The sequence below is a fragment of the Acidaminococcus sp. HCP3S3_H5 genome, from assembly GCF_052122235.1.
Classification (GTDB): Bacteria; Bacillota; Negativicutes; order Acidaminococcales; family Acidaminococcaceae; genus Acidaminococcus.
The window spans coordinates 385,243-406,522 of record NZ_JBQKCS010000001.1; the positions used below are offsets into that span (position 1 = coordinate 385,243).

Consider the following 21,280-nt stretch of genomic DNA (forward strand, 5'->3'; position numbering starts at 1 on the left):
CCAAATCATTGCAGTTTCATTCCAAAGTCATAAGCTCTGGCCAGATCCTTTTCCCGGGTTTCTGCTTCTTTCCCATCATTGACGCCGCCACAGAAGAAAGAACCTGCCAGTTCTGCCCGGTCAAAGCAGTCCACCCAGCCCTGGAGCCCGGACAGTGCCTTCTCCGGCATATGAGGAGCATCCTCTGCCGCAGTAGACACCAGATACACCTTCCTGAACTGGTAATCGGATCCGAACAGCGGATTGCACCGGTCCAGCAGAGTTTTCATCTGGCCGCTCATTTCATAGTAGTAAATAGGAGTAGCAAACACCAGGGTATCGGCACGGCGGACCTTTTCCGCAATTTCCGCAGCCCCGTCATGGAATATGCATTGATGGTTTTCCAGACAGACGAAGCACCCGGTGCAGAAATGGATTTCTTTTCCCTTCAGCGTCACCCATTCCACCTCATGGCCGGCGGCTTTGGCTCCCCGGACCACTTCTTCCGCGAATCTGTCAGAGTTGCTTCCAGTCCGGAGACTGGTCCCGATTACAAGTACTTTGCTCATATGACCTCCTGTTGTCTCTCCAGCGTATTTCCCGCCCCGGAATCCAGGGTAAGGTGCTGTGTTTCTTACAGGGACCAGTGTAACACAGATAGGTATCCATTGCTAATTGTTATAATTCATGTTTATGGATACGTTTTTTGCATTGTTCAAAAAAAAAAAGAGGGACGCACCTGCACCGCTGCATCCGCCTTTGAACATATCGGCTTCTGGGCAGCCGGGGTACGCCCTTCCCTGCTCCTTACTTCCTCCCCACCAGCAGACAGGACAAGGTAGGAAAAGGCCGCCGGTAAGTCCGGCGGCTTTTGTCAACTTCCGGCGGCCGATGGAGCTGCGTTTCCATGTAAAGCCATCTGCCACCGGCAGATGTTCTCCATACAAAAAAAACACCCGTCAGGGATCATCCCTGACGGGTAAGCGGCTGTTAGAGGACTCTTGCCGCTCCGATATATCTTGCGCCCCAATATCCGCTGAATACGTTGGATACGGTGACACCGGTGCTGCTCCCTGCCTGGAGCATCTGACCGTTGCCGATGTAGATGCCGCAGTGGGAAGGGCCCGGTTCATAAGTTTCAAAGAACACCAGGTCTCCCGGTTCCAGCTCGCTGGAAGAAACTTTCGGGAAAGCATAGTACTGGGCATCCGCTGTCCGGGGGATTTCGATCCCCATCTGCCGGAACACGTACTGGGTGTAACCGGAACAGTCAAAGCCCCAGGGAGTGGTCCCCCCGAATACATAAGGCACGCCCACATAGTCGTAAGCGGTGCTGATCAGCTCTCTGGCCGTGCTGCTGCCGTAACCATAGCTGCTGCCATAGCCCCGGTTGGTGTTCAGCGTACGGTGGGTGGGCATTTCTCTGCCCATGAGCTTTTTGTAGGTGAAGTTCCCGATGACCCCGTCTGCTGCCAGACCCATGCTGGCCTGATATTTCTTTACTGCAGCCACGGTACGGGCTCCATAGACCCCGTCAGGGATCCCGATATCGTAGCCTTCCATCAGGAGCTGTTCCTGGATGGCTGCCACTTCCGGTCCTGACTGACCCTGTTTGAAACTGGCAAAAACGTTCTGCGCAGGCAGTGCCACTGCTGCGGTGGTTGCCGCTGCCAGCACTACGCCAAGCATCATCCTCCTAAATATAATAAACACATCCTCTCGATTACGCCTACGAAGTTAGCTGCCGGGTGCGGGTCGAGATGCCCTATTCCGAAGAAATTAACCCCACTTTGGTTCCCCCGTTCACATTGCTGTGATTCGGCTTTTTTATTTAGTTTTGCCGGTTCTAATTATAACAATTCTCTTATTCGCTGTCTATTGGCTGTTACCACTTTTCACGATATGTTCACGAATAATATACAAAGGTCTTTGTTTCACTTCATCGAAGATCCGGCCCACATATTCTCCCACGATCCCTATGCCGATCAGCTCCACACCTCCCAGGAAGAACTCTGCCGCTGCCAGGGTGGTCCACCCGGGAACCGCATCCTGGATAATATATTTCACATAAATGACATGACCGATGAGCAGGATGCTCCCCAGCCCTGCAATGCACCCTACATACAGGGCCAGCCGCAGGGGCACCCGGGAAAAAGCCGTGATCCCGTCCAGGGCGAACCGGAGCATTTTCCGCAGATTGAACTTGGAATGGCCGGCGAACCGGGGCGGTGCCACAAATTCCAGGGTGGTGTACCGGAACCCCAGATTGTTCACCATCCCCCGGATGAACCGGGCCCGTTCCCGGAACCGGTTCAGGGCATCCACCGCCTTCCGGTCCATTAGCCGGAAATCGCTGCCCCCAGGGGTGATCCGCACTTCGCTCATGGAATTGATCAGCTTGTAGTATAAGCGGGAGGTTATATTTTTGAACCAGGTGGCGTCTTCCGTGGCTTTCCGCACGGTCTGGACGATTTCGAAGCCCTCTTCCCATTTTTTCAGCAGTTCCGGCACCATTTCCGGCGGGTGCTGGAGATCCCCGTCCATGGAGATCACCGCGTCCCCGGTGGACTGGTCCAGACCGCAGGTCAGAGCCAGCTGGTGGCCGAAATTCCGGGCAAACACATACCCCTGGACATTGGGATCCTTCTCTGCCAGTTCCCGGATCAGCTGGCTGGTCCGGTCTTTGGAACCATCGTCAATGAACAGGATTTCGTAATCATACGGCAAAGGCGCCATTACTTGCGTAAGGCGCCTGTAAAACTCGTGGATATTCTCCTCTTCATTGAAGACAGGCACGACAAAAGAGATCTTTTTCATGCATTGTCTTCCTTTCCGTTATAAAACGGCCAAAGCCTGTTCGTAGGCACTTTTGGGTTCAACCCCTACAAAGCGCTGGACTTCCTTGCCGGCCTTGAACAGCACCACCGTAGGGATGGCGGATACGTTGAACCGCATGGCCACGTCTGGCACCTGGTCCACATCCAGTTTGGCGAACTGGACTTCCGGATGTTCTGCTGCCAGGTCTTCGATAACGGGAGCCAGCATCCGGCAGGGACCGCACCAGGTGGCCCAGAAGTCCACCAGTACCGGTTTGCCTGCATCCTGGATCAGTTTGTCAAAAGCGTCTGCGCTGCCAATATGCATCATTTCCATGGTATTTCCTCCTTCGTGCTTCCGCACAAGGTATTTTTCAAAAAGGTGAGTGCTCAGTAAGCCGAGTTCTGTCAACGATAATCATTTATCTAGCCCTGCAGTTGCCTGCAGGTTCAAGCGACACTACCCGGAAGGATCAGCGGGCCGCTTCATCCCTTCCCTATTTGGTCTTGCTCCGGATGGGGTTTACCAAGCCGGCCAATCACTTGACCGCTGGTGCGCTCTTACCGCACCGTTTCATCCTTACCGGCAAAGCCGGCGGTTTATTTTCTGTGGCACTTTCCTTAGGGTCGCCCCCACTGGACGTTATCCAGCATCCTGCCCTGCGGAGCTCGGACTTTCCTCATCAGCACAAAGGCTGCCGCGATTATCTTTCCGCACTCACTGGATGAAATGATACCATAGGTTGGTCAATCCGTCAAACCTTCCACAGGTACCGCTGTAACATTTTGTCGTATTCCCAGGATTCGCTCCGTTCTTTTTCGTGGAACTGATTCATGATGGAATCCACTTCGTCCGCATAATGGACGATGAAGGCCTCCTTGGTGACGCACACCACCGGGGATCCTTTGTCCTGATCCCCGTGATGGCTGAGGATGATGTGGAGGAGCCGTTCCCGCCGGTCCGCCGACAGGTCGGGGATCTTCCGGGCAGCCCGGTCCACGGCCATGGCTCCAATGGAAATATGGCCCATGAGCCGGCCTTCGGTGGTATAGGGGAATCCCAGATCCGAAGAGATTTCCCGGATCTTTCCCAGGTCATGGAGCAGGGCCCCGGCAATCACCAGGTCCAGATCCACGTTCCCGATGGCCCCGGCCATGGCCACGGCCAGCCGGGTGACGCACACGGTGTGGTGGAGCAGCCCGCCCACATAGGCATGGTGGAGCCGCATTCCCGCCGGATTCTTCAAGAACTGCCGGAGGGTATTCCCGGAAAACAGGGTTTCCACCAGTTCCCGGAGGCCGTCATCCTGGATCCGGCCCATAAAGGCCTGAAATTCTGTCTTGTATTTTTCTAGATCGATGTGGCCGCTGGGCAGCAGATTGGACAGATCGTCCTCTTCCGTCACCGCCTGGACCTTCTGGACAATCACCTGGTAGGCCATGGTGGTGGAATATTTGTTCACATCCACCTTTCCCCCGATGATATAGGGAGAAGGGGCCTCCATGGTCCGGAGCCGGCCAATGGGACCGGCTTCGAAACAGATAAAGGGAATGCAGCCGCTGTTGTCTTCCAGCAGCCCCTTGGCATAAGGCTTGCCGTTGGAGGAGGTGCCCACCTTCTGGAGGCGGACCAGGCAGGGTTGTTCCATGGCATTCCCCAACTGCAGATCTCGGATCATGACAGCCGCCCCTTACACCGTCTGGAGGATCCGTTCTTCTTCGGCACGGATCACTTCAAAATGACGGCCGGATTCATCCCGCCAGGTGTTGAGCACCTGTTCCAGCTTGTCGATCACCGGGCTCTCGGTAAGCTGATGGGTGCCGTCCACTACATTCAGACCCAGGTTCAGGGCCTTCTGGGCCACATGGTACTTCAGATCTCCGGTAACCAGGGTATCGGCACCGGCCGCCAGGGCATCCTCCATAAAGTCGGCTCCGCTGCCGCCTACTACGGCCACTTTGTAAACCGGTTCTTCCCCGCCGGCAAAGGTCAGGTGTTCCGCACCCAGGTCATCCCGGACCTTGGCAGCGAAAGCCTTCAGTTCCATCGGTTCGGCCAGCACCCCGATCCGGGCCAGACCCTGTTCCGGGCAGTCCTTCCGGGGGATTTCCGTTACATCTTCCAGACCCAGCCGGGCGGCCAGCACATCATTGACCCCGCCTTTGGCCGCATCCAGGTTGGTATGGGCCGCATAAAGAGCCACATCGTGTTTGATCAGCTCATAGAGCACTTCCATCTTGGTGTCCGTAACCGCCAGGGTCTTGGGCAGGCTGAAATAATAGGGATGGTGGGTGATGATGATATCGCATTCCTGTTCGATGGCCTGTTCCGCCACTTCCGGGCTCAGGTCCAGGGCCACCAGGATCTTGTGCACATGCTGGGCCAGATGTCCCAGGAGCAGCCCCGGGTTGTCCCAGCTTTCCGCATAGGCTACAGGGGCCAGCTGGTTCATGAACAGACAAATGTCCGTTACGGTGGTTTCCTTACTTTCCATTTCTTCCGTTTCCACAGTCAATTTCCTCCAGTTGTTTCCAAAGGGTCTCATATTCCTTGTACTGGCGGCTGGCCCGGGCCCGCTCACTCCGGTCCATCTGGGTCAGCAGCCGTTGGATCTTCTTTTTCTTTTCCGCCACGAATTCTGCCAGCAGGGGATGATGCCGGCGGACCAGATCATCCCCCACTTCCCGGCAGCTGCCAGGATATTTCCAGCCCGGGGAAGGTTCCAGGAGCAGCAGTTCGTAAAGCCGCTTTCCCTCCCGGACCAGCTCCTCCCGGACCACCGCCCAGCCATGGTCTTCCGCCCAAAGCCGGAGCCGGCAGGAATCGCTCATGGGCTGGAGCACCAGATGTCGGAAGGCGGGATGCTGCCACACCTCCGGGGCTTCCCCCAGAATCTGCAGCATGGTTTCCGCCCCCATGCCTGCCATAACAGCCGTTTCCACTTCGCCCGGGGCCACCACGGTCAGGCCGCTGCCCTGGCGCACGGCGATCCGTTCTTCCAGATGGAACTGCCGAACCGTGTGCCGGGCTGCCTCACAGGGACCGGGGACCACATCCCCGGCAATGGCCTGCTCAATTTTTCCTTCCTGGAGCAGCAGTACCGGCAGGTAGGCATGGTCCGTGCCCACATCTGCCAGGGTCCGGCAAGGAGGCACCAGGGCCGCCACTGCCTCCAATCGAGGTCCAAAATGCATGGTTTCTCCTTACTCCCGTTCCAGGATGAACTTCCGGGCATCATCCAGGCTGGTCACGTCCCGCCAGCCGAAGCACCGGAGCTTTTCGCACAGAGCAAAAGCCGTTTTGTATCTGCCGATAAGGGCCTTGGCCTGGCGGAGGATTTCCCGTCCCGCCGGACTGTTGCAGTAGCCTTTCATGGCTTCTTCCAACAGACTCCTGTCTTTCCAGCTCTTTTCCCGGAAACAGCTGTGGACGAACAGGAACAGATCCAGCACCCGGGGGTCCGCGTCGATGAACCGCTTTTCATTTTCCCAGTCCAGGAAAGTGATCTTGTCCTGTTCCTTGTCATAGGCAATGTCCCGGAGAGCCGGCCGGCCATGGTGGAGCCCCATCTGGTGGAGTTTCGCCAGGGCTTCCCCTGCCTTGTGGTAGGCTTCCAGCCGGCAGTCCTTCCAGGGGGCTTCCTTGGCCACCCCCTGGAGGGTCTTGCCCACCGCTTTCATGACAAAATAGTCATCCTGGAGCAGGACGATTTCCGGTGCCAGGGGAAAATACTGGTTCACCGTCATGATTTTGTACACCTCGCACCAGAAGGCCCCTTCCACACTTTGTTTGGCAAAGGCGTTCCGGTGGTTGGACAGTTTCCGTTTGATGAACAGGGCCTGGTCCTGGTACAGGAAAGGCAGGACCCGTTTATCCGGCTGGAGGGCAATGGCTTTGTCCGCCGCCTGTTTCAAATCCAGATCGATCAACGGTCCGCCTCCTTTCTCATTCCGCCCGAAGGGTGCTGATCAGCTTCCGGGCCCCCAGGATCTTCCCGGGGGACATGCTCAGTTCATCCACACCCATGGCTACAAAATAAGGGATCAGTTCCGGGTCCGCTGCGGCTTCTCCGCAGATGCCCACCCAGCAGCCCCCGGCATGGCCGTTCCGGATGGTCAGGTCGATGAGCCGGAGCACCGCCTTGTGGCTGGCCTTCCCCAGTTCTTCCAGGCTGGCATTCTGCCGGTCCACCGCCAGAGTGTACTGGGTCAGATCGTTGGTGCCGATGCTGAAGAAATCCACGTACCGGGCCAGGTCGTCGCTGATGATGGCCGCCGCCGGCGTTTCGACCATGATCCCCACTTCCAGCTTTTCGTCAAAGGGGATCCCTTCTGCCCGGAGGCTGGCTGCCGCCTGTTCCAGAAGGGCCCGGGCCGCCTTCACTTCCTCTGCGGAAACGATCATGGGGAACATCACTGCCACTTCCCCATAGGCAGAGGCCCGGAGAATGGCCCGGAGCTGGGTCAGGAAGATTTCCGGCCGCTTCAGGCAGATCCGGATGGCTCTGAACCCCAGAGCCGGATTCTCTTCTTCCGGCAGCTGGAAATAACCCACTTTTTTGTCCGTCCCGATGTCCAGGGTCCGGATGATCAGCTTCCGGCCTTCCAGTTCCTGGGCTGCGGTACAGTAGGCTTCGAACAGTTCGTCTTCCGTGGGATAGTCTTCCCGTCCCAGATAGAGGAATTCACTGCGGAACAGGCCTACCCCTTCCCCGTCGTTCTGGAGCACCAGGTCGATGTCTTCCGGCTGGCCGATGTTCCCGTACAAAGCAATCGTCCGGCCGTCGGCAGTGCAGGTGGGTTTCCCCCGGAACTGTTCCAGGGCATCTTCCGCCGCCCGGTGCTGCTGCTGTTTTTCCTTCAGGGCTTCCAGCACCTGGGGTTCCGGATCCAGCCAGAAATTCCCGGTGCCCCCGTCCAGGGCTCCCAGGGTACCGTTCCAGTCTTCGTCCAGGGTGATTCCCGTATGGACGATGGCAGGGATTTTCATGGTCCGGGCCAGGATGGCGGTGTGGGAGTTGGCGCTGCCTCCGCTGGTCACAAAGCCCAGAATCAGGGATTTGTCCAGCTGGAGGGTTTCACTGGGAGTCAGGTCGTCGGCGCAGATAATGGAAGGCTGGGTGAGAAGTTCCGTCCAGCTCCGGCTTCCCTGGGCCAGGGCATCTTCCAGCTGGCCGCACACCGCCCGCACATCGGCCCCCCGGGCCTGCATGTATTCATCGTCCATGGCTTCCAGCATGGCGGCGAACTGGCTGCCCGCTTCCCGGACCGCCCCTTCCGCCGTCATGTGGTTTTCCTGGATCAGACCTGTAATGGTGTCACACAGATCCGGATCCTGGACCATCATCTGATGGACTTCAAAAATGCCGGCTTCTTCTTCCCCTACCTGCTGCCGTGCTTTTTCCTTCAGCCCTTCCAGGGTTTCGATGACCTGCTGCTGGGCAGCCTGGAGCCGTTTCAGTTCCTGCTGGGGATCCAGACAGGTGTCCAGCCGGATCTCCGGCTGACGGCCTGCCGGCTTTACCAGGATGGGCCCTGCCGCAACCCCGGCAGAGGCTCCCTTCCCTTGTACAAGCTTCATGGACAGTCCTCCTTACAGATTGGCTTTCAGGAATGCTTCCAGAGCGGCTGCCGCTTCTTTTTCATCCGGTCCTTCCACGGAAACCGTCAGTTCCATGCCGGCTTTGATCCCCATGCCCATCAGGGAGAAGATCCGTTTCAGGTCCCCGGTCTTGCCGTTGCCGGCCACGCTGCATTTGGACTGGAATTTGGCCGCTTCCTTTACCAGCATGCCGGCGGGACGGGCATGGATACCCTGAGGATCCTGGATGGTATACGTAAATTGAATCATGAGAATGACCTCCTTGAAATTGAAAAAAATGGATACTTATATTTTATTATATCATAAAAAGGCGCCCCTGTCCCAGGAGGACGGGGGCAAGGAATTATGCGGTCAGGGGGGCAGGCCCGGCGCCCCGCCAATGTGGTCAGGTGGTCAGGTGCATCAACTGCAGGGTTTTCCCCAGGCTCCGTCCCAGACGATGCGCCGGTAGCTCTCCCGATCCGTAGCGCCTTCAGTGCTGATGCACAGGACCCGGGAATCTTTGTCCAGGCCCAGTTCCTTTTTCAGAGGTTCCAGCTCTTTGTTCCGATACAATTCACAGACAAAGCCGCTGGTCACTGCTCCACTTTCCCCAGAAATCACTCTGGAGTCCCCGGGGACCGGTGCACCCAGGATCCGCATGCCCTGGGCCGCTGCCCAATCAGGAACAGAAGCGAAGTGCTCGGCATGAGCTGCCAGTTCCCCCCAGCCCAAGGTACAGGGTTCCCCGCAGGCCAATCCGGCCATAATGGTGTCCAATGCCCCAGTCACAGTATGGAGCTTCCCATCCCCGGCAGCAGCCGTACGGAAAATGCAGTCCGCCCGATTGGGTTCCACAATGGTGATCACCGGCTTCCGGCTGCCGTAATAATCGGCGAAGAATCCGGTGAGAGCCCCACTCATGGCCCCCACTCCCGCCTGGAGGAAAATGTGGGTGGGCGGCTGAGAGAGAGCCTCTGCCGCTTCCAGGGCCAGGGTGGTGTACCCTTCCATGATCCACCCGGGAATGGTCTCGTATCCTTCCCAAGCGGTATCCTGGACCAGTACTCCGCCGGTTTCTTCCGCCACCCGGGCAGCATGGCGTACCGTATCATCATAATTGAATTCCGTGATACAGGCATCGCTGCCCAAAGCCCGGATGTTCTCCAGTCTTTCCCGAGAACTTCCTTTGGGCATGAATACCCGGCTCTTCACTCCCAGGCAGTGGGCGGTCCAAGCAATGCCCCGGCCATGGTTCCCGTCGGTGGCCGTCACAAAGCACAGATCTTTGATCTTTGCATGGACTGCAGGATCTTGGAGACGGGCAAAAGTCATTTCTGTTATGGGAATCCCCAGTTTCTCTCCCAGGACTTGGGCCACGCAGAAACTGCCTCCCAGTCCTTTGAAGGCATTGAGGCCGAACCGGAAGCTTTCATCTTTCACATAGAACGCCTCCAACCCCAGGTGTTCTGCCAATCCTTTCAGATCCACCAGGGGCGTGGGCGCATATCCTGGGATGGTCCGATGGAAGTTCCGGGCCGTTTCTGCTGCCTGCCGGGTAAAAAGCCCGTCCCATTGACATTTCCCGCTGGATTTCCGGGTCACGATCTTGATTTCGTTCTCCATGGTCATGCTCCCTTCTTATGCTGCCAGCCGTAGTCTTACCAGCTCGGCCCAAAATTCTGCTCCTGTTGCCAATACATCATCATTGAAGTCATAGATATTCTGATGAAGAGAGACATTTCCGCTTTTCTCTTTTCCAGTTCCCAAAAGCAGGAAACAACCAGGCACATGTTTCAGGAAAGCAGCAAAGTCTTCCGACGCCATCCATGGCTCACAGTCTCCAAAAGTCCGTTTTTCTCCCACCACCGCCTGGGCAGCCCGCACCGCATGCTGGACGCATCCAGCGTCATTGACCGTAGGAAAGAACTCATGGGTGTAGGCAAAGCTGCACTGGGCGTGGTTCATCCGGCAGATTCCCTCCACAATATCCCGCATCCGATTTTCCACCAACTGCTGGTCTTCCGGTGTTGTAGTCCGGGCATCTCCCCGTACCGTCACGGTGGTGGGGATGGCATTGTGAGCCCCATCCGTCTCGATTTCCGTACAGGAAATCACCACGGGACGCATGGGCGGCGCATTCCGGCTGACGATGGTCTGAAGTGCCAGATAAATTTCTGCGAAAGAAGCCAGTGGATCATTTCCTTCGTGGGGAGAAGAAGCATGGCCCCCTTTTCCAGTGATGGTGAAGGAAAAATCATCTTCGCTGGCAGCCATGCCCCCCACCCGGGTGGAAAGGGTCCCGGCCGGCAGGAAAGGCGCATTGTGGAGGCCATAGATTTCATCCATGGGGAACCGTTCGAACAGCCCGTCATCGATCATGGCCTGGGCACCCCGGCCTGGTTCTTCTGCCGGCTGAAAGATAAAGCGGACCGTGCCATTGAAATTTTTCCGATCCGCCAGCAGTTTGGCCGCTCCCAACAGCATCACCGTATGGCCGTCATGACCGCAGCCATGCATTTTCCCCGGACACAGGGAAATATGGTCATGGCAGCTCCGTTCCGTGATATCCAGAGCATCCATATCCGCTCGGATGCCGATACAGCCTCCGCCGTTCCCGCACCGGAGAGTGCCTACCACTCCGGTCTTGCCGATGCCTTCTTCCACCTGGATCCCCCAGGCCCGCATCTGTTCTGCAACCAGCTGGGGAGCCGTTTTTTCCTCAAAGGCCGTATCCGGATGCTGATGGAGATAATGGCGCCAAGCCGTCAGTTGTTCTTTGAAATCCATTTCAATCCTCTCTCCCATCCCCTTTCTTATGCCCCGATCATTTCCCGCACCACATCCAAGAACACATTGGCCCCGTTGATGCAGGCCTGGTCCGGGGTGTATTCGGCCGGATTGTGGCTGATGCCTTTGACGCTGGGTACAAAGATCATGGCGGTGGGACAGATCCGAGCCATCATCTGGGCGTCCTGACCGGCTCCGGACACCATCCGGCGGCATTTCAAGTTCCGGGCAGCAGCGGCTTTTTCCACTTTCTGACAAATTCCTTCATCAAAGGGCACTGGATCGAAACAGGTCATCCGTTTGGCGGTGATTTCCACGCCCTCTTCCTGGGCCAGCTGTTCCAGATAGGCAGCCAGGATCTCTTCATCTCCATCCAATCTGGCCTTGTCCGGATTCCGCAGGTCGATGGTGAATTTCGCCTCACTGGGGATCACGTTCACCGCATTGGGCTGGTAGGCCATGGTGCCGATGGTGCACACCCCGCCGGATTTTTCCACCATCTGCCGACAGAACACATTGACTTTGGCCGCAGCCAGGCCCGCATCGTGGCGGAGCCGTGTGGGCGTAGTCCCTGCATGGTTGGCGGCTCCTTTGATGGTCACTTGCTGCCAGTGGATGCCCTGGAGATTTTCTACAGCTCCGATATCGTACCCTTCCACATCCATGATGGGGCCCTGTTCGATGTGGAGTTCCAGAAAGGCAAAGGGCTTCAGGAACCCGGGTTCCACGGTACCCCCATATCCGATCCGCTTCAGTTCTTTCCCCAGGATGGTCCCATCTGTGCCTACAGAAGCCAGGGCTTCTTCGCAGGAAAGTCCCCCTGCGTACACCAGGCTGCCCATCATATCGGGCGAATACCGGACCCCTTCTTCGTTGGTGAACACTCCCACTACAAGAGGATGCTTGGGACGGACCCCTTGTTCCTGGAGGGTTTGGCACAGTTCGATGCCAGCCAGCACCCCCAGACAGCCGTCATACTGACCGGCATTGATCACCGTATCGATGTGGGACCCCACCATCATGGGAGTTTCTCCCTTGTTTTCCGGCGTTTCCCAGATGCCGAAGATATTCCCGATCCGGTCCACCACTACCTGGAGACCGGCTTCCTCCATCCATGCTGCTACCTGATCCCGGCCCTGCCGATTGGTATCACTGGCCGCCAGCCGGATCCGCCTGCCATCCTCTCCAATGCCGATTTTTCCCAAAGTATTGATATGTTCCATCAGACGCTTTCCATTGATTTCCATACTGTATACCTCCTTGGACTCCCTTTCTTGATGGTTTCATTATAAGAAATCCCTAGAAGGGATTCTATGCGAATCCTGATGAAAAATATCACTAAATTGCGTTTTTTGAAAAGTCTGTTATACTGGAACCAAATCCATCTTCTTCAGACGAAAGGAGTTTTTCCATGCAGGTCACCAACATCCCAGTGGATGCCAGAAACCGGGAATCCACCCGCCACGGGACCCATGGATTTCCCATGGCTGTCTACAATTCCATTCTAAGCCGCAATGTACTGGGTTATACCCGGCTGCACTGGCATGAAGAACTGCAGTTCTGCGCCGTAGTCCAGGGTACTGTGACTTTTTCCGTCAACGAAGCCAGTTGTCAGCTTGAGACCGGAGATGGCATTTTCATCAACAGCGGTTATCTCCACATGGCCCGCCCTCTGGGAAATCCGGATGCAGGCTACATTTGCTTGGATATCCATCCCCGGCTGCTCTGCGGATTTCCCGGTTCTGTACTGGAACAAGACTATGTGCTTCCAGCCCTCTCAGATCCTGTACTGACTGCCCGGCCCCTGTATCGAAAGGATCCTTGGCAGGCGGATGTGCTCCAGAAAATCCGTGAAATCTACCAGGAAAGTGAAACAAAAAGACCGGGCTGGGAACTTCTTGCCACAGCCCGGGTCTATGAAATTTTTGCCGCCATTCTCTGCCACCATCCATCGGATGATTTCCGGACACGGAAATGGTCCCGGGCCAATACCGTGGCCCAGCGGATCCTCAGCTACCTGACAGCCCATTATGGGGAAAGAATCACCCTGGCTCAAATAGCTGCTTATGCATCCTATACAGAAAGCGAATGCTGCCGCATCTTCAAACGGTTCACGGGAGAATCCATCTTTGCCTATCTCCGGGAACTGCGCTTGGAACAGAGTGTCCGACTGCTGGATTCCACCGACCAGTCCATCAGTGAAATTGGAGAAAACTGTGGGTTCAGCTCCCCCAGTTACTACATAGAAGCTTTCCGTCAGCAGTTCCACTGTACACCCTTCCAGTACCGGAAGAAAAAGCGCTCATGACTCTTTACTCTTCACTCTTTACTGTCTGCTTTCCCTCCTGCTCCGGGCAGGTGATGTCGATGAGGAGTTCGATCATGTGGTGGAGGAGCCGGACTTCCTCGGTGTTGGCGGCTTTGTAGTACATTTCTTTGCCGGCCCGGCGGCTGATGATCAGGCCGTTTTCCCGGAGGATCTTCAGATGATGGGACAGAGCCGGGCTGCTCATGTGCATCAGGACAGACAGGTTGATGACACATTCTTCCATGTGGCACAGGAACCAGAACAGTTTGATCCGGTTGGCGTCCGCCAGGCTGCTGAACAGCCCGGACACCGCAGAAAAATTGGCATTTTCCGGCAGATCTTTCAGGATGTAGTTGATATTTTCTCCATGATTGTGGGGCAGTTGGTCCGCTGACATAACGATTCCTCCAATAGTCTTGTTGGGATTATTATAACATAAAAAAGGGGGTGAAAGAATTCACCCCCCGGTCGCAGGCCGGGGCTCACGCATCCGACCGGGCAAATCCGTTCTTCATTCCGTTGCTGGCGGCGTAAAGGACCTGGCCCAGGACTTTCTTGGTCTCTTCTCTGGCCATGGCGGCCATGGTTTCGTTCCGGGCTTCCAGATACCGGCTTACATTCTCTCCGGCTTCTCCCCGGTCTCCTTCCTTCAGCAGGGCATGGGCCCGGGCGGCCACTTTGTTCTGGTAACGCTCGATCAGATTGGCGCAGGCGCCGAAATGAGCATCGGCCAGGGCCCCGATCAGTCGGTTAGCCCAATAGAACTGATTGGAATCCGGTTCTTCTCCCGTAACCGCCAGATAGTCCGGGGTCTTGTCCACATTGGTGTAGAAAGGCACAAAGGCATTGAACACATTGCATCCTTCGGCGATCCATTCCACGGCCCGCCGGTTTTCCGGCAGGTCCGGCCGCAGCTGGGTGAGAGCCAGGAAGTTGGTCCGGTTGATGCCGATGGGACGGTATTTCCCCCGAAGGCTCCCGTCCCCTTTGTGGCCGTAAGGATCGTAGGGAGTCCCCTGGTAGTGGCTGCTGAGGATGTATTTCACGTCTTCCACGGTCACCTTCCGGTCCGGTTCCACGGACCAGGGCAGATCGTCGTCTTCCGGATGGAACGGCGCTTCCGGTCCTTCCCACTGGACACTGAAGGGAGTCAGGCACCGGAGCATGTACCAGGCCCGGGGTGTGTTGTAGGTATGGTCCGCATCATCGTGGCTGCCAAAGGCGGACCGGCAGTCAAAGGCCGTATCTTCCGCCACCGGCCCTTCCCGGTCTTCCGCAAGGGTCAGATCCAGGTGGTTGTCTTCAATGAATTCCGCCAGATCCCGGGAGCACAGGTTGTCCTTTCCCTGGTCCAGGGCGTCCGCCAGGTCCAGGAAATCGATGCCCTGCTGGTTGGGCATGACCACCGCCTCGTCGTCAGGCACCCGTTTGGCAATCCAGTGATGGCCCCCGATGCTTTCCAGCCACCAGATTTCATTCACATCCTGGAACCCGATGCCGTTCATCTCATAAGTGCCGTACTGTTCCAGCAGGCTCCCCAGCCGCAGCACCCCTTCCCGGGCAGACCGGATATAGGGCAGCACCAGGGTCAGCAGGTCCTCTTCGCCAATGCCTCCCGGCACCAGAGGATCCGCCCCCAATACCCGGGGATTGGAGGTGATGGTTTCCGTTTCCGTCATGGCCACATTGGCGGCGTTGATCCCCGCCTCTCCCCAGATCCCTTCCGTGGCCTGGGCATTGGGCATGGCCGTATAGCGCAGAGGATTGTCCGGGAGGTCGATTTCCACTTGGGAAATCACGCTTTTGTAGTGCCGGGGCTGGTCCTCCGGCCGGACCACGATGAACTTCTTGGCGGTAAACTGTCCGGAAGGAGAATCCTCGTTCCGGGCCATCATGGTGGATCCGTCAACGGTTGCATTCTTTCCTACTAATAATGTGGTACAAGGCATTGTTCCGTCTCCTTTCGTATACAGAAGGGGGCTGTCGCCCTTGCAGCAGCCCCCTTTCCTTTTATTTTTCTTCATACCGGTGTGCATGGTCATGGCAAAGGCGAAAACCGTGGCCCAGGCCCAGAATTTATGCTGTTTCATGGATGTTCCCTGTCTGCAGGTCCTTCCCTGCCGCTTTCCCTTTATTATACCAAGCTAACCTGGGGAATGCAATCTCACAGGATGATCGGGTATGTCCTGACCCGACTGACCGGAGTCACCTTTCCCTATTACGTGGGGTGCCTGTTTGGGGGCATGCTCTTCCGGAACATCATGGATCATTATCAACTGAATCTGAACATGAAGGAAGTGGACCTGATCGGCAGCTGCAGCTGGTTCATCCTTCCGGTGATCACCGTAGTTTTCATCAACATCTGCAAGACGCTGATCATTACCCTGTTCATCAATCTCTGCAAGTAAAAAGGTTATTCCAATCCAAAATCAATTTGCTGAACTGATTCCCTATGGCCACTGCCCCTTGCTTTTCCTTTGTCTCCCCTGTATAATGGCAATTGTATATAAATTAATTACAGGAGGGATTTTCTCATGAACCATCCCCTGCTCCACCAGCCCATCTCCCTGGGTTCCCTGACCCTGAAGAACCGTCTGGTGCTGCCTCCCATGGCTACGGAAAAATCGGACAAGGGCCAGGTGACACAGGCCCTTGTGGATTATTATGGAGATATGGCCCAGAGCGGGCCAGCCCTGATCATCCAGGAACACTGCTTCGTTGCTCCGGAAGGCCGGGCCAGTGTCCATCAAATTGCCTTTGATGAAAGGGCAGATCTGGACGGGTTGAAACGGATCACCGCCGCCGTCCACCAGCACCATGTCCCCATCCTGGCCCAGCTGAGCCATGCAGGCAGTGCAGCCCATAAGGCCCTGACAGGACAGGAGCCTCTGGGGCCCAGTGCCGTCCTGAACCCGGCCCGGACCGCTTCCGCCTACGGCCAGCCGGAACTGCCCCGTCCCATGGGGGAAAAAGACCTGGTCCGGGTGCGGGACGCCTTTGCCGCGGCCGCCCTCAGGGCCCGGGAAGCCGGCTACGACGGAGTGGAGATCCACGCTGCCCACGGGTACCTGCTGAACCAGTTCTATTCTCCCCTTACCAACAAACGGACGGATGCCTATACCGGCAGCACCCTGGAAGGCCGTACCCGTTATCTCCGGGAAGTGATCCAGGCTGTACGGGTCGCCGTCCCGGCTGATTTTGCGGTGACCCTGCGGCTGGGAGGCGGAGACTACATGGAAGGCGGCTCCCGGCCGGAAGAACTGCCCCAGGCTGTGGAACTGCTGCAGCAGGAAGGCCTGGACGGCATCAGCCTGTCCGGCGGCCTGTGCATCTTTTTCCGTCCCGGCCACCCGGAACCCGGTTATTTTGCAGAACTGTCCCAGGCCGCCAAAGAAACGGCCCGGATCCCGGTGCTCCTTACCGGAGGCATCGTCACAGGAGATCAGGCAGAACATTTCCTGGCCACCGGTCAGGCCGATCTCATAGGCCTGGGCCGGGCCGCCCTGAAAGACCATCAGGTGTTCCGGAAGATATTGGAAGAATAGCAAAGGGTTTGTCCTTCCAGCTTCATGTCGAATTTGTGGTTGGGGTCTTCTGCATAGGCTCTGGCCTGGAACAGGATGCTCTTTTTTTCATTTCCGTTTTGCAGGGACAAAAAAGAGACCGGGGCTTACCCAACGGTCTCTGCCATCTTCACTTTCTCTGCCACCTGCTCCCCGGTAAGATTGGACAGGGCATCCAGCAGGCGGATGTGGAAGGTGCCCAACCCAGGACACTCTTTGGCGGCTTCTTCCCCGGCGATGCCCAGGACCGCTGTGCCCAGGGCTGCGGCGGCCAAAGAGGATCCACAGGCGTGCCAGGTGCCTGCCAGAGCCCCCACCATGCAGCCGGTGCCGGTGAGACGGCCCAGAAGAGGCGTCCCGTTGGCAATGCCGAAGGCGGTCTCTCCGTCCGTCACCAGGTCCACTGCCCCAGTGACCAGGAGTACCGCTCCGTGCTGCCGGGCATACTGGCCGAAGGCACGGGCATCTGCGGCGAAGTTTTCCCTGGTCACCGCATCCGCCGCTCCGGCATCCACTCCGTGGGCATGGGCGGAAAGGCCGCAGAGGGTCCGGATTTCCGAACTGTTCCCCTTGATGATCCCGGGCCGGTTGTGTTCGATGAACTGCTGGGCGTACACCAGCCGAAGGGTGCTGCAGGCTACCCCTACGGCATCCAGCAGGATGGGGATGCCTTTTTCATGGGCCTTTTCCCCGGCGATTTTCATGGCTTCCAGCCGTTCCTCATTGATGTTCCCCAAATTCACCACCAGGGAATCTGCCGCCTCCACGATCTCTTCCACTTCTTGGGGATGGGAGGCCATGGTGGGACTTCCCCCCACAGCCAGGATGGCGTTGGCGCTGTCATTCATGGTGATGGCATGGGTCATGCAGTGGATCAGCGGTTCATTTTCCCGCACCCTGGACATGATGTCCATAAAGGTTCCGGGCAGCTTGCGGATGACTTCCCCGGTCATAGATATTCACTCCCAATTTTCTCTGGAATTCCAACAGGGTCCCGTTCCGGGACAGGATGGTGAGCAGCCCGAAGGCAATGGAACCGCCGATCAGGGTACCGGCAATGAAGCTGGGTACGTAGAACATCCAGGAAAGGCCGGTGCGGCCCATGAGGATTTCCATTACAGGATAGGACACCATGGCCCCGATGATCCCGGTGCCGATTACTTCACCCAGGCAGGCGGCAATGATCTTGCCCCCGCTGGCCCGGTAGAAGATCCCGGAAAGAGTAGCCCCGAACACTGCCCCGGTCAGGGCCAGAGGCGGGATCCCCATCACCGTCATCCGGATGATGCCGATGAGGGTGGCACACAGGAGAGAATACCAGGGCCCCAGCATCACCGAACAGGTAATATTGATCAGATGGGCCATGGGGCACATGCCTTCCACCCGGAGAATGGGGGAAATCACAACCCCCAGGCCGATCATCATGGACAAAAACACCAGACGCAGGACTTTTTGCTGTTTGCTTTCCATAAAAAAACTCCACTCCTTACTGGACCGGTCTGCCGATCCTTCGGGAGTGGAATCGATTCCATTGCCGTATCCATTCCACAGCGCCAAAAAAGATGGCAAAAGCCAATCCTGACGGTCGGTACTGTGGTACCCTCTCAACCCGGCACACGGGCTCCCTCGCTGTAAAATGAATACCGATCCAGGGCGCTCCCCCTCGATCGTTACAAGTATAGCAGATTGGGGAAATTTGTTCAAGGGGAGGGTCGGGCCGGTATGTGTCAACAAGTTCTCGATAAATCCTTCATCACAGTATCGTTATTCATTCATGTCCGAAAGTGAAGAATGCAGAGCATGGGCCCGTAGAGGCCGCACAACCGGCGGCTCGCCAGATGTACGAATCTCTGACCCCAACGATGTAGGGGGTCGCCGCAGGCAAACCCGTCCCGGCCGCCCAGAGGGCAAAAACTTCTATACCCATACACCCGCGAGGGCTCTCCGCCGGGAGGGCAGACCCGTTCGTCCCTGGCGGGAGGTTCACAGCCTATCGCCTTGCCCTGACGGTCAAAGGCTGCGGCTACGGACCAGGAAGCCGGACCCCATCGCCCGCGTGCTCCACCCCAGGAGCGACAACACCCGATGTTGTCCCGCCGACTCCTCCTGGGCCTGTCCTCCCGGCTCCCGGAGAATCGATGTATACTCGTACAAAGTACCAGCAGGGCCGGAGGCCAAGTCCGCCCTGCAGGGGCGGGGGACCGTTGCGCCTCCGCAATGGTGGTGGGGGCATGAGGTCCTGAAAGGACCGAATACCTTGGCGGGGGTACGGTTCAACCGTCCTGGAATCCAGCAATGAGATCTGCGGATATGAAGATCTTGCTCCTGCCGATCACCCCGCTGTTGTCAATCGTTCCTGCAAAGTATCGGCTACCGCCGATGCCCCCACCACCGTGCTCCGCACGGTCCCCCGCCCCTGCAGGGCGGACTTTTAGCTGTGCACCTATTTTATTGTACTGCTGTTGTCAATCGTTCCTGCAAAGTATCGGCTGCCGCCGATGCCCCCACCACCGTGCTCCGCACGGTCCCCCGCCCCTGCAGGGCGGACTTTTGGCCGTGCACCTATTTTATTGTACTGCTGCTGTCTATCGTTCCTGCAAAGTATCGGCTATCGCCGATGCCCCCACCACCGTGCTCCGCACGGTCCCCCGCCCCTGCAGGGCGGACTTTTGGCCGTGCGGTCCATTGGGGCCTATTCAGCAGGCGGCCGGGCCTGCTGCCCTTACGGATAAGCAAAGGTTCCTCCGGCCGCTGCCAACCTGCTCTGCACTCTTCACTCTGCACTCTGCCCTATTCCAGTCCCTCCCAGCTTCCCCCGCTTCCAGTCTCTCCAGAACAGGGCACCGATCAGCACATCGGCGGCCAGCCAGCTCAGGGGATAGCAGTACATGATGTTCCGGTAGGTGGGGTTGGCGGCATAGACGGTGGCCAGCCACAGGAGCCGGGTGCCCACGATGCTCACCAGCATGGCCAGAGCCGGGGTCAGGGAGTTGCCGAACCCCCGCATGGAGGCGGACAGGCTTTCGTAAATCGTTGACAGGAAATAGAATCCGATGATCAGATGAATCCGCATGACCCCCAGATCCACCGCTTCCTGCTCCAGTCCGAAGATCTCCAGGAAGGGCCGGGCCACCAGGAACACCAGACCGATCAAAACGCAGGTGAACAGGAAGTTCAACGTCAGGCCCCGGCCCAGCACCTTCCGGCACCGTTTCAGGTTCCCGGCCCCGAAGTTCTGGCTGGTAAAGGTGGTAATGGCCTGGCCGAAGGCGATGATAAAGGGATAGGTGTTAATTTCCAGCACATAGGCCGCAGCCGAAGCCGCCATGGCCAGGGCCCCTTCGCTGTTGATGGCGGACTGGATCACCATATTGGACAGATTGAACACCATGCCCTGGATCCCGGCAGGCACCCCCACCCGGAGGATTTCCCGGATGTCATCCAGCCGCAAACGGATGGCGCCCGGATAAAAATGGAGCACCCCGTGTCCATACCGGAGCATCCGCAGCAGCAGCCCGGAACTGACGTAATTGGACACGGCGGTAGCCACCACCACCCCGGCCAGCCCGAACCCCAGGAACACCGCCAGGAAATTCCCTGCAATATTCACCAGGCTGGCGGTGATAAGGGACAGCAGCGGGGTCCGCACATTCCCGTGGCTCCGGTACACGGCGGACAAGAAGTCGTAAAGAGTCATCCCCGGCATGCCCAGCAGATAGATCCTCAGGTAAAATTCCGAAGCAGCCCGGACTTCTTCCGGCACACCCATCCAGACCATGAGAGGTCCGGCCAGGATTTCCCCCAGCACCAGGATGAACAGCCCGGTCAGAAGGGCCATGAGCACGGTGGTGTGGATGGCCTGGGAGGCTTCCTTCAGCCGCCTTCCTCCCAGCCGCCGGGCAATGAGCACATTGGCTCCCAGGGAAATCCCCAGGAACAGATTGACCATGACCCCGATCACCGGAGCATTGTTCCCCACCGCCGCCAGGGCCTCCTTCCCTACAAAGCGGCCCAGGACCATAATGTCCGCCGTATTGAACATCTGTTGGAGGATCCCGATAAGAGCCACCGGGATGGCAAACTGGAACAAAGGCTTTGTCAAAGAGCCTTCCAGCATGTTGATTTGCGAAGCAGCCAAGGCATTGATTCCTCTCTTTCTTGTATCATAGCATTTCTTCTATTATACACTGTACCTAGTAAAAGAAACAGACAGACGCCGTCAGTGGTATATGCCAAAATATCT

21 protein-coding genes, 1 other RNA gene and 1 riboswitch are annotated in these 21,280 nt (G+C 57.4%); of the genes, 3 read left to right on the forward strand and 19 right to left on the reverse strand.

Going from position 1 to position 21,280, the window contains the following annotated elements; translation table 11 throughout:
* Positions 1–5 precede the first annotated feature (5 nt).
* The 14 genes from ACTQY5_RS01950 to ACTQY5_RS02015 form a co-directional block, all read right to left on the reverse strand.
* A complete protein-coding gene (locus ACTQY5_RS01950) occupies positions 6–548 on the reverse strand; it encodes a flavodoxin family protein (RefSeq protein WP_441368703.1) in 543 nt (180 codons plus the stop codon).
* 421 nt (positions 549–969) lie between these two features.
* Positions 970–1,668: a C40 family peptidase gene (locus tag ACTQY5_RS01955; protein ID WP_022486707.1), complete on the reverse strand. Its 699-nt coding sequence runs from the start codon at positions 1,666–1,668 to the stop codon at positions 970–972.
* Between the two features lie 22 nt (positions 1,669–1,690).
* Positions 1,691–1,813: riboswitch (cyclic di-AMP (ydaO/yuaA leader) on the reverse strand.
* A gap of 41 nt (positions 1,814–1,854) precedes the next feature.
* Complete coding sequence (locus ACTQY5_RS01960) at positions 1,855–2,796, reverse strand: glycosyltransferase family 2 protein (RefSeq protein WP_022486708.1); 942 nt, start codon at positions 2,794–2,796, stop codon at positions 1,855–1,857.
* An 18-nt stretch (positions 2,797–2,814) separates the two neighbouring features.
* Positions 2,815–3,159, reverse strand: a complete 345-nt coding sequence (trxA, locus tag ACTQY5_RS01965) for a thioredoxin (protein WP_308664228.1) — start codon at positions 3,157–3,159, stop codon at positions 2,815–2,817.
* 15 nt (positions 3,160–3,174) lie between these two features.
* Positions 3,175–3,516: RNase P RNA component class A (gene rnpB / locus ACTQY5_RS01970), an RNA gene on the reverse strand.
* Positions 3,517–3,550: 34 nt separating this feature from the next.
* A complete protein-coding gene (locus tag ACTQY5_RS01975) occupies positions 3,551–4,474 on the reverse strand; it encodes a 3'-5' exoribonuclease YhaM family protein (protein WP_022486710.1) in 924 nt (307 codons plus the stop codon).
* 12 nt (positions 4,475–4,486) lie between these two features.
* Complete coding sequence (locus tag ACTQY5_RS01980) at positions 4,487–5,305, reverse strand: Nif3-like dinuclear metal center hexameric protein (RefSeq protein WP_279127516.1); 819 nt, start codon at positions 5,303–5,305, stop codon at positions 4,487–4,489.
* On the reverse strand, positions 5,280–5,990 hold the full coding sequence (locus tag ACTQY5_RS01985) for a tRNA (adenine(22)-N(1))-methyltransferase (protein ID WP_022486712.1): 711 nt from the start codon (positions 5,988–5,990) through the stop codon (positions 5,280–5,282). Before ACTQY5_RS01985 ends, ACTQY5_RS01980 begins: the two co-directional genes overlap by 26 nt.
* A 9-nt stretch (positions 5,991–5,999) precedes the next feature.
* Positions 6,000–6,725, reverse strand: coding sequence for a hypothetical protein (locus ACTQY5_RS01990; protein WP_022486713.1), 726 nt, complete (start codon positions 6,723–6,725; stop codon positions 6,000–6,002).
* Positions 6,726–6,741: 16 nt separating this feature from the next.
* Positions 6,742–8,376 carry a phosphoenolpyruvate--protein phosphotransferase gene (ptsP, locus tag ACTQY5_RS01995; protein WP_441368704.1) on the reverse strand — a complete coding sequence of 545 codons (1,635 nt, stop codon included), beginning with the start codon at positions 8,374–8,376 and terminating at the stop codon, positions 6,742–6,744.
* Between the two features lie 12 nt (positions 8,377–8,388).
* The gene (locus ACTQY5_RS02000; RefSeq protein WP_012938187.1) at positions 8,389–8,646 is read right to left on the reverse strand and encodes an HPr family phosphocarrier protein; all 258 of its coding nucleotides are present in this window, start codon (positions 8,644–8,646) and stop codon (positions 8,389–8,391) included.
* Between the two features lie 153 nt (positions 8,647–8,799).
* Positions 8,800–10,002, reverse strand: a complete 1,203-nt coding sequence (dpaL, locus tag ACTQY5_RS02005) for a diaminopropionate ammonia-lyase (protein ID WP_353844381.1) — start codon at positions 10,000–10,002, stop codon at positions 8,800–8,802.
* A 15-nt stretch (positions 10,003–10,017) separates the two neighbouring features.
* Positions 10,018–11,184, reverse strand: coding sequence for an amidohydrolase (locus tag ACTQY5_RS02010; protein WP_441368705.1), 1,167 nt, complete (start codon positions 11,182–11,184; stop codon positions 10,018–10,020).
* 8 nt (positions 11,185–11,192) lie between these two features.
* Positions 11,193–12,413 carry a Zn-dependent hydrolase gene (locus tag ACTQY5_RS02015; RefSeq protein ID WP_022486717.1) on the reverse strand — a complete coding sequence of 407 codons (1,221 nt, stop codon included), beginning with the start codon at positions 12,411–12,413 and terminating at the stop codon, positions 11,193–11,195.
* 164 nt (positions 12,414–12,577) lie between these two features.
* On the opposite strand from ACTQY5_RS02015, the gene ACTQY5_RS02020 reads away from it, so the two are divergent.
* Entirely contained in the window at positions 12,578–13,474 is an 897-nt protein-coding gene (locus ACTQY5_RS02020) for an AraC family transcriptional regulator (protein WP_022486718.1), read from the forward strand.
* Positions 13,475–13,478: 4 nt separating this feature from the next.
* On the opposite strand, the gene ACTQY5_RS02025 is transcribed toward ACTQY5_RS02020, so the two are convergent.
* Positions 13,479–13,871 (reverse strand): ArsR/SmtB family transcription factor, encoded by a 393-nt coding sequence (locus ACTQY5_RS02025; RefSeq protein WP_022486719.1) that lies wholly within the window; start codon positions 13,869–13,871, stop codon positions 13,479–13,481.
* A gap of 85 nt (positions 13,872–13,956) precedes the next feature.
* Complete coding sequence (locus tag ACTQY5_RS02030; RefSeq protein WP_288174251.1) at positions 13,957–15,423, reverse strand: C69 family dipeptidase; 1,467 nt, start codon at positions 15,421–15,423, stop codon at positions 13,957–13,959.
* Between the two features lie 222 nt (positions 15,424–15,645).
* Between ACTQY5_RS02030 and ACTQY5_RS02035 the strand changes: the two genes are divergently transcribed.
* Together ACTQY5_RS02035 and ACTQY5_RS02040 are read left to right on the forward strand one after the other, a co-directional pair.
* Positions 15,646–15,882, forward strand: coding sequence for a hypothetical protein (locus tag ACTQY5_RS02035; RefSeq protein WP_308664232.1), 237 nt, complete (start codon positions 15,646–15,648; stop codon positions 15,880–15,882).
* Between the two features lie 126 nt (positions 15,883–16,008).
* Entirely contained in the window at positions 16,009–17,019 is a 1,011-nt protein-coding gene (locus ACTQY5_RS02040) for an NADH:flavin oxidoreductase (RefSeq protein WP_441368706.1), read from the forward strand.
* A gap of 125 nt (positions 17,020–17,144) precedes the next feature.
* On the opposite strand, the gene thiM is transcribed toward ACTQY5_RS02040, so the two are convergent.
* From thiM to ACTQY5_RS02055, 3 genes are all read right to left on the reverse strand, one after another.
* Positions 17,145–17,990, reverse strand: coding sequence for a hydroxyethylthiazole kinase (gene thiM, locus ACTQY5_RS02045; protein WP_441368707.1), 846 nt, complete (start codon positions 17,988–17,990; stop codon positions 17,145–17,147).
* Positions 17,920–18,507 carry an energy coupling factor transporter S component ThiW gene (gene thiW / locus ACTQY5_RS02050; protein ID WP_288311511.1) on the reverse strand — a complete coding sequence of 196 codons (588 nt, stop codon included), beginning with the start codon at positions 18,505–18,507 and terminating at the stop codon, positions 17,920–17,922. Before thiW ends, thiM begins: the two co-directional genes overlap by 71 nt.
* A gap of 1,303 nt (positions 18,508–19,810) precedes the next feature.
* Positions 19,811–21,175 (reverse strand): MATE family efflux transporter, encoded by a 1,365-nt coding sequence (locus tag ACTQY5_RS02055; protein ID WP_303224980.1) that lies wholly within the window; start codon positions 21,173–21,175, stop codon positions 19,811–19,813.
* Positions 21,176–21,280 lie beyond the last annotated feature (105 nt).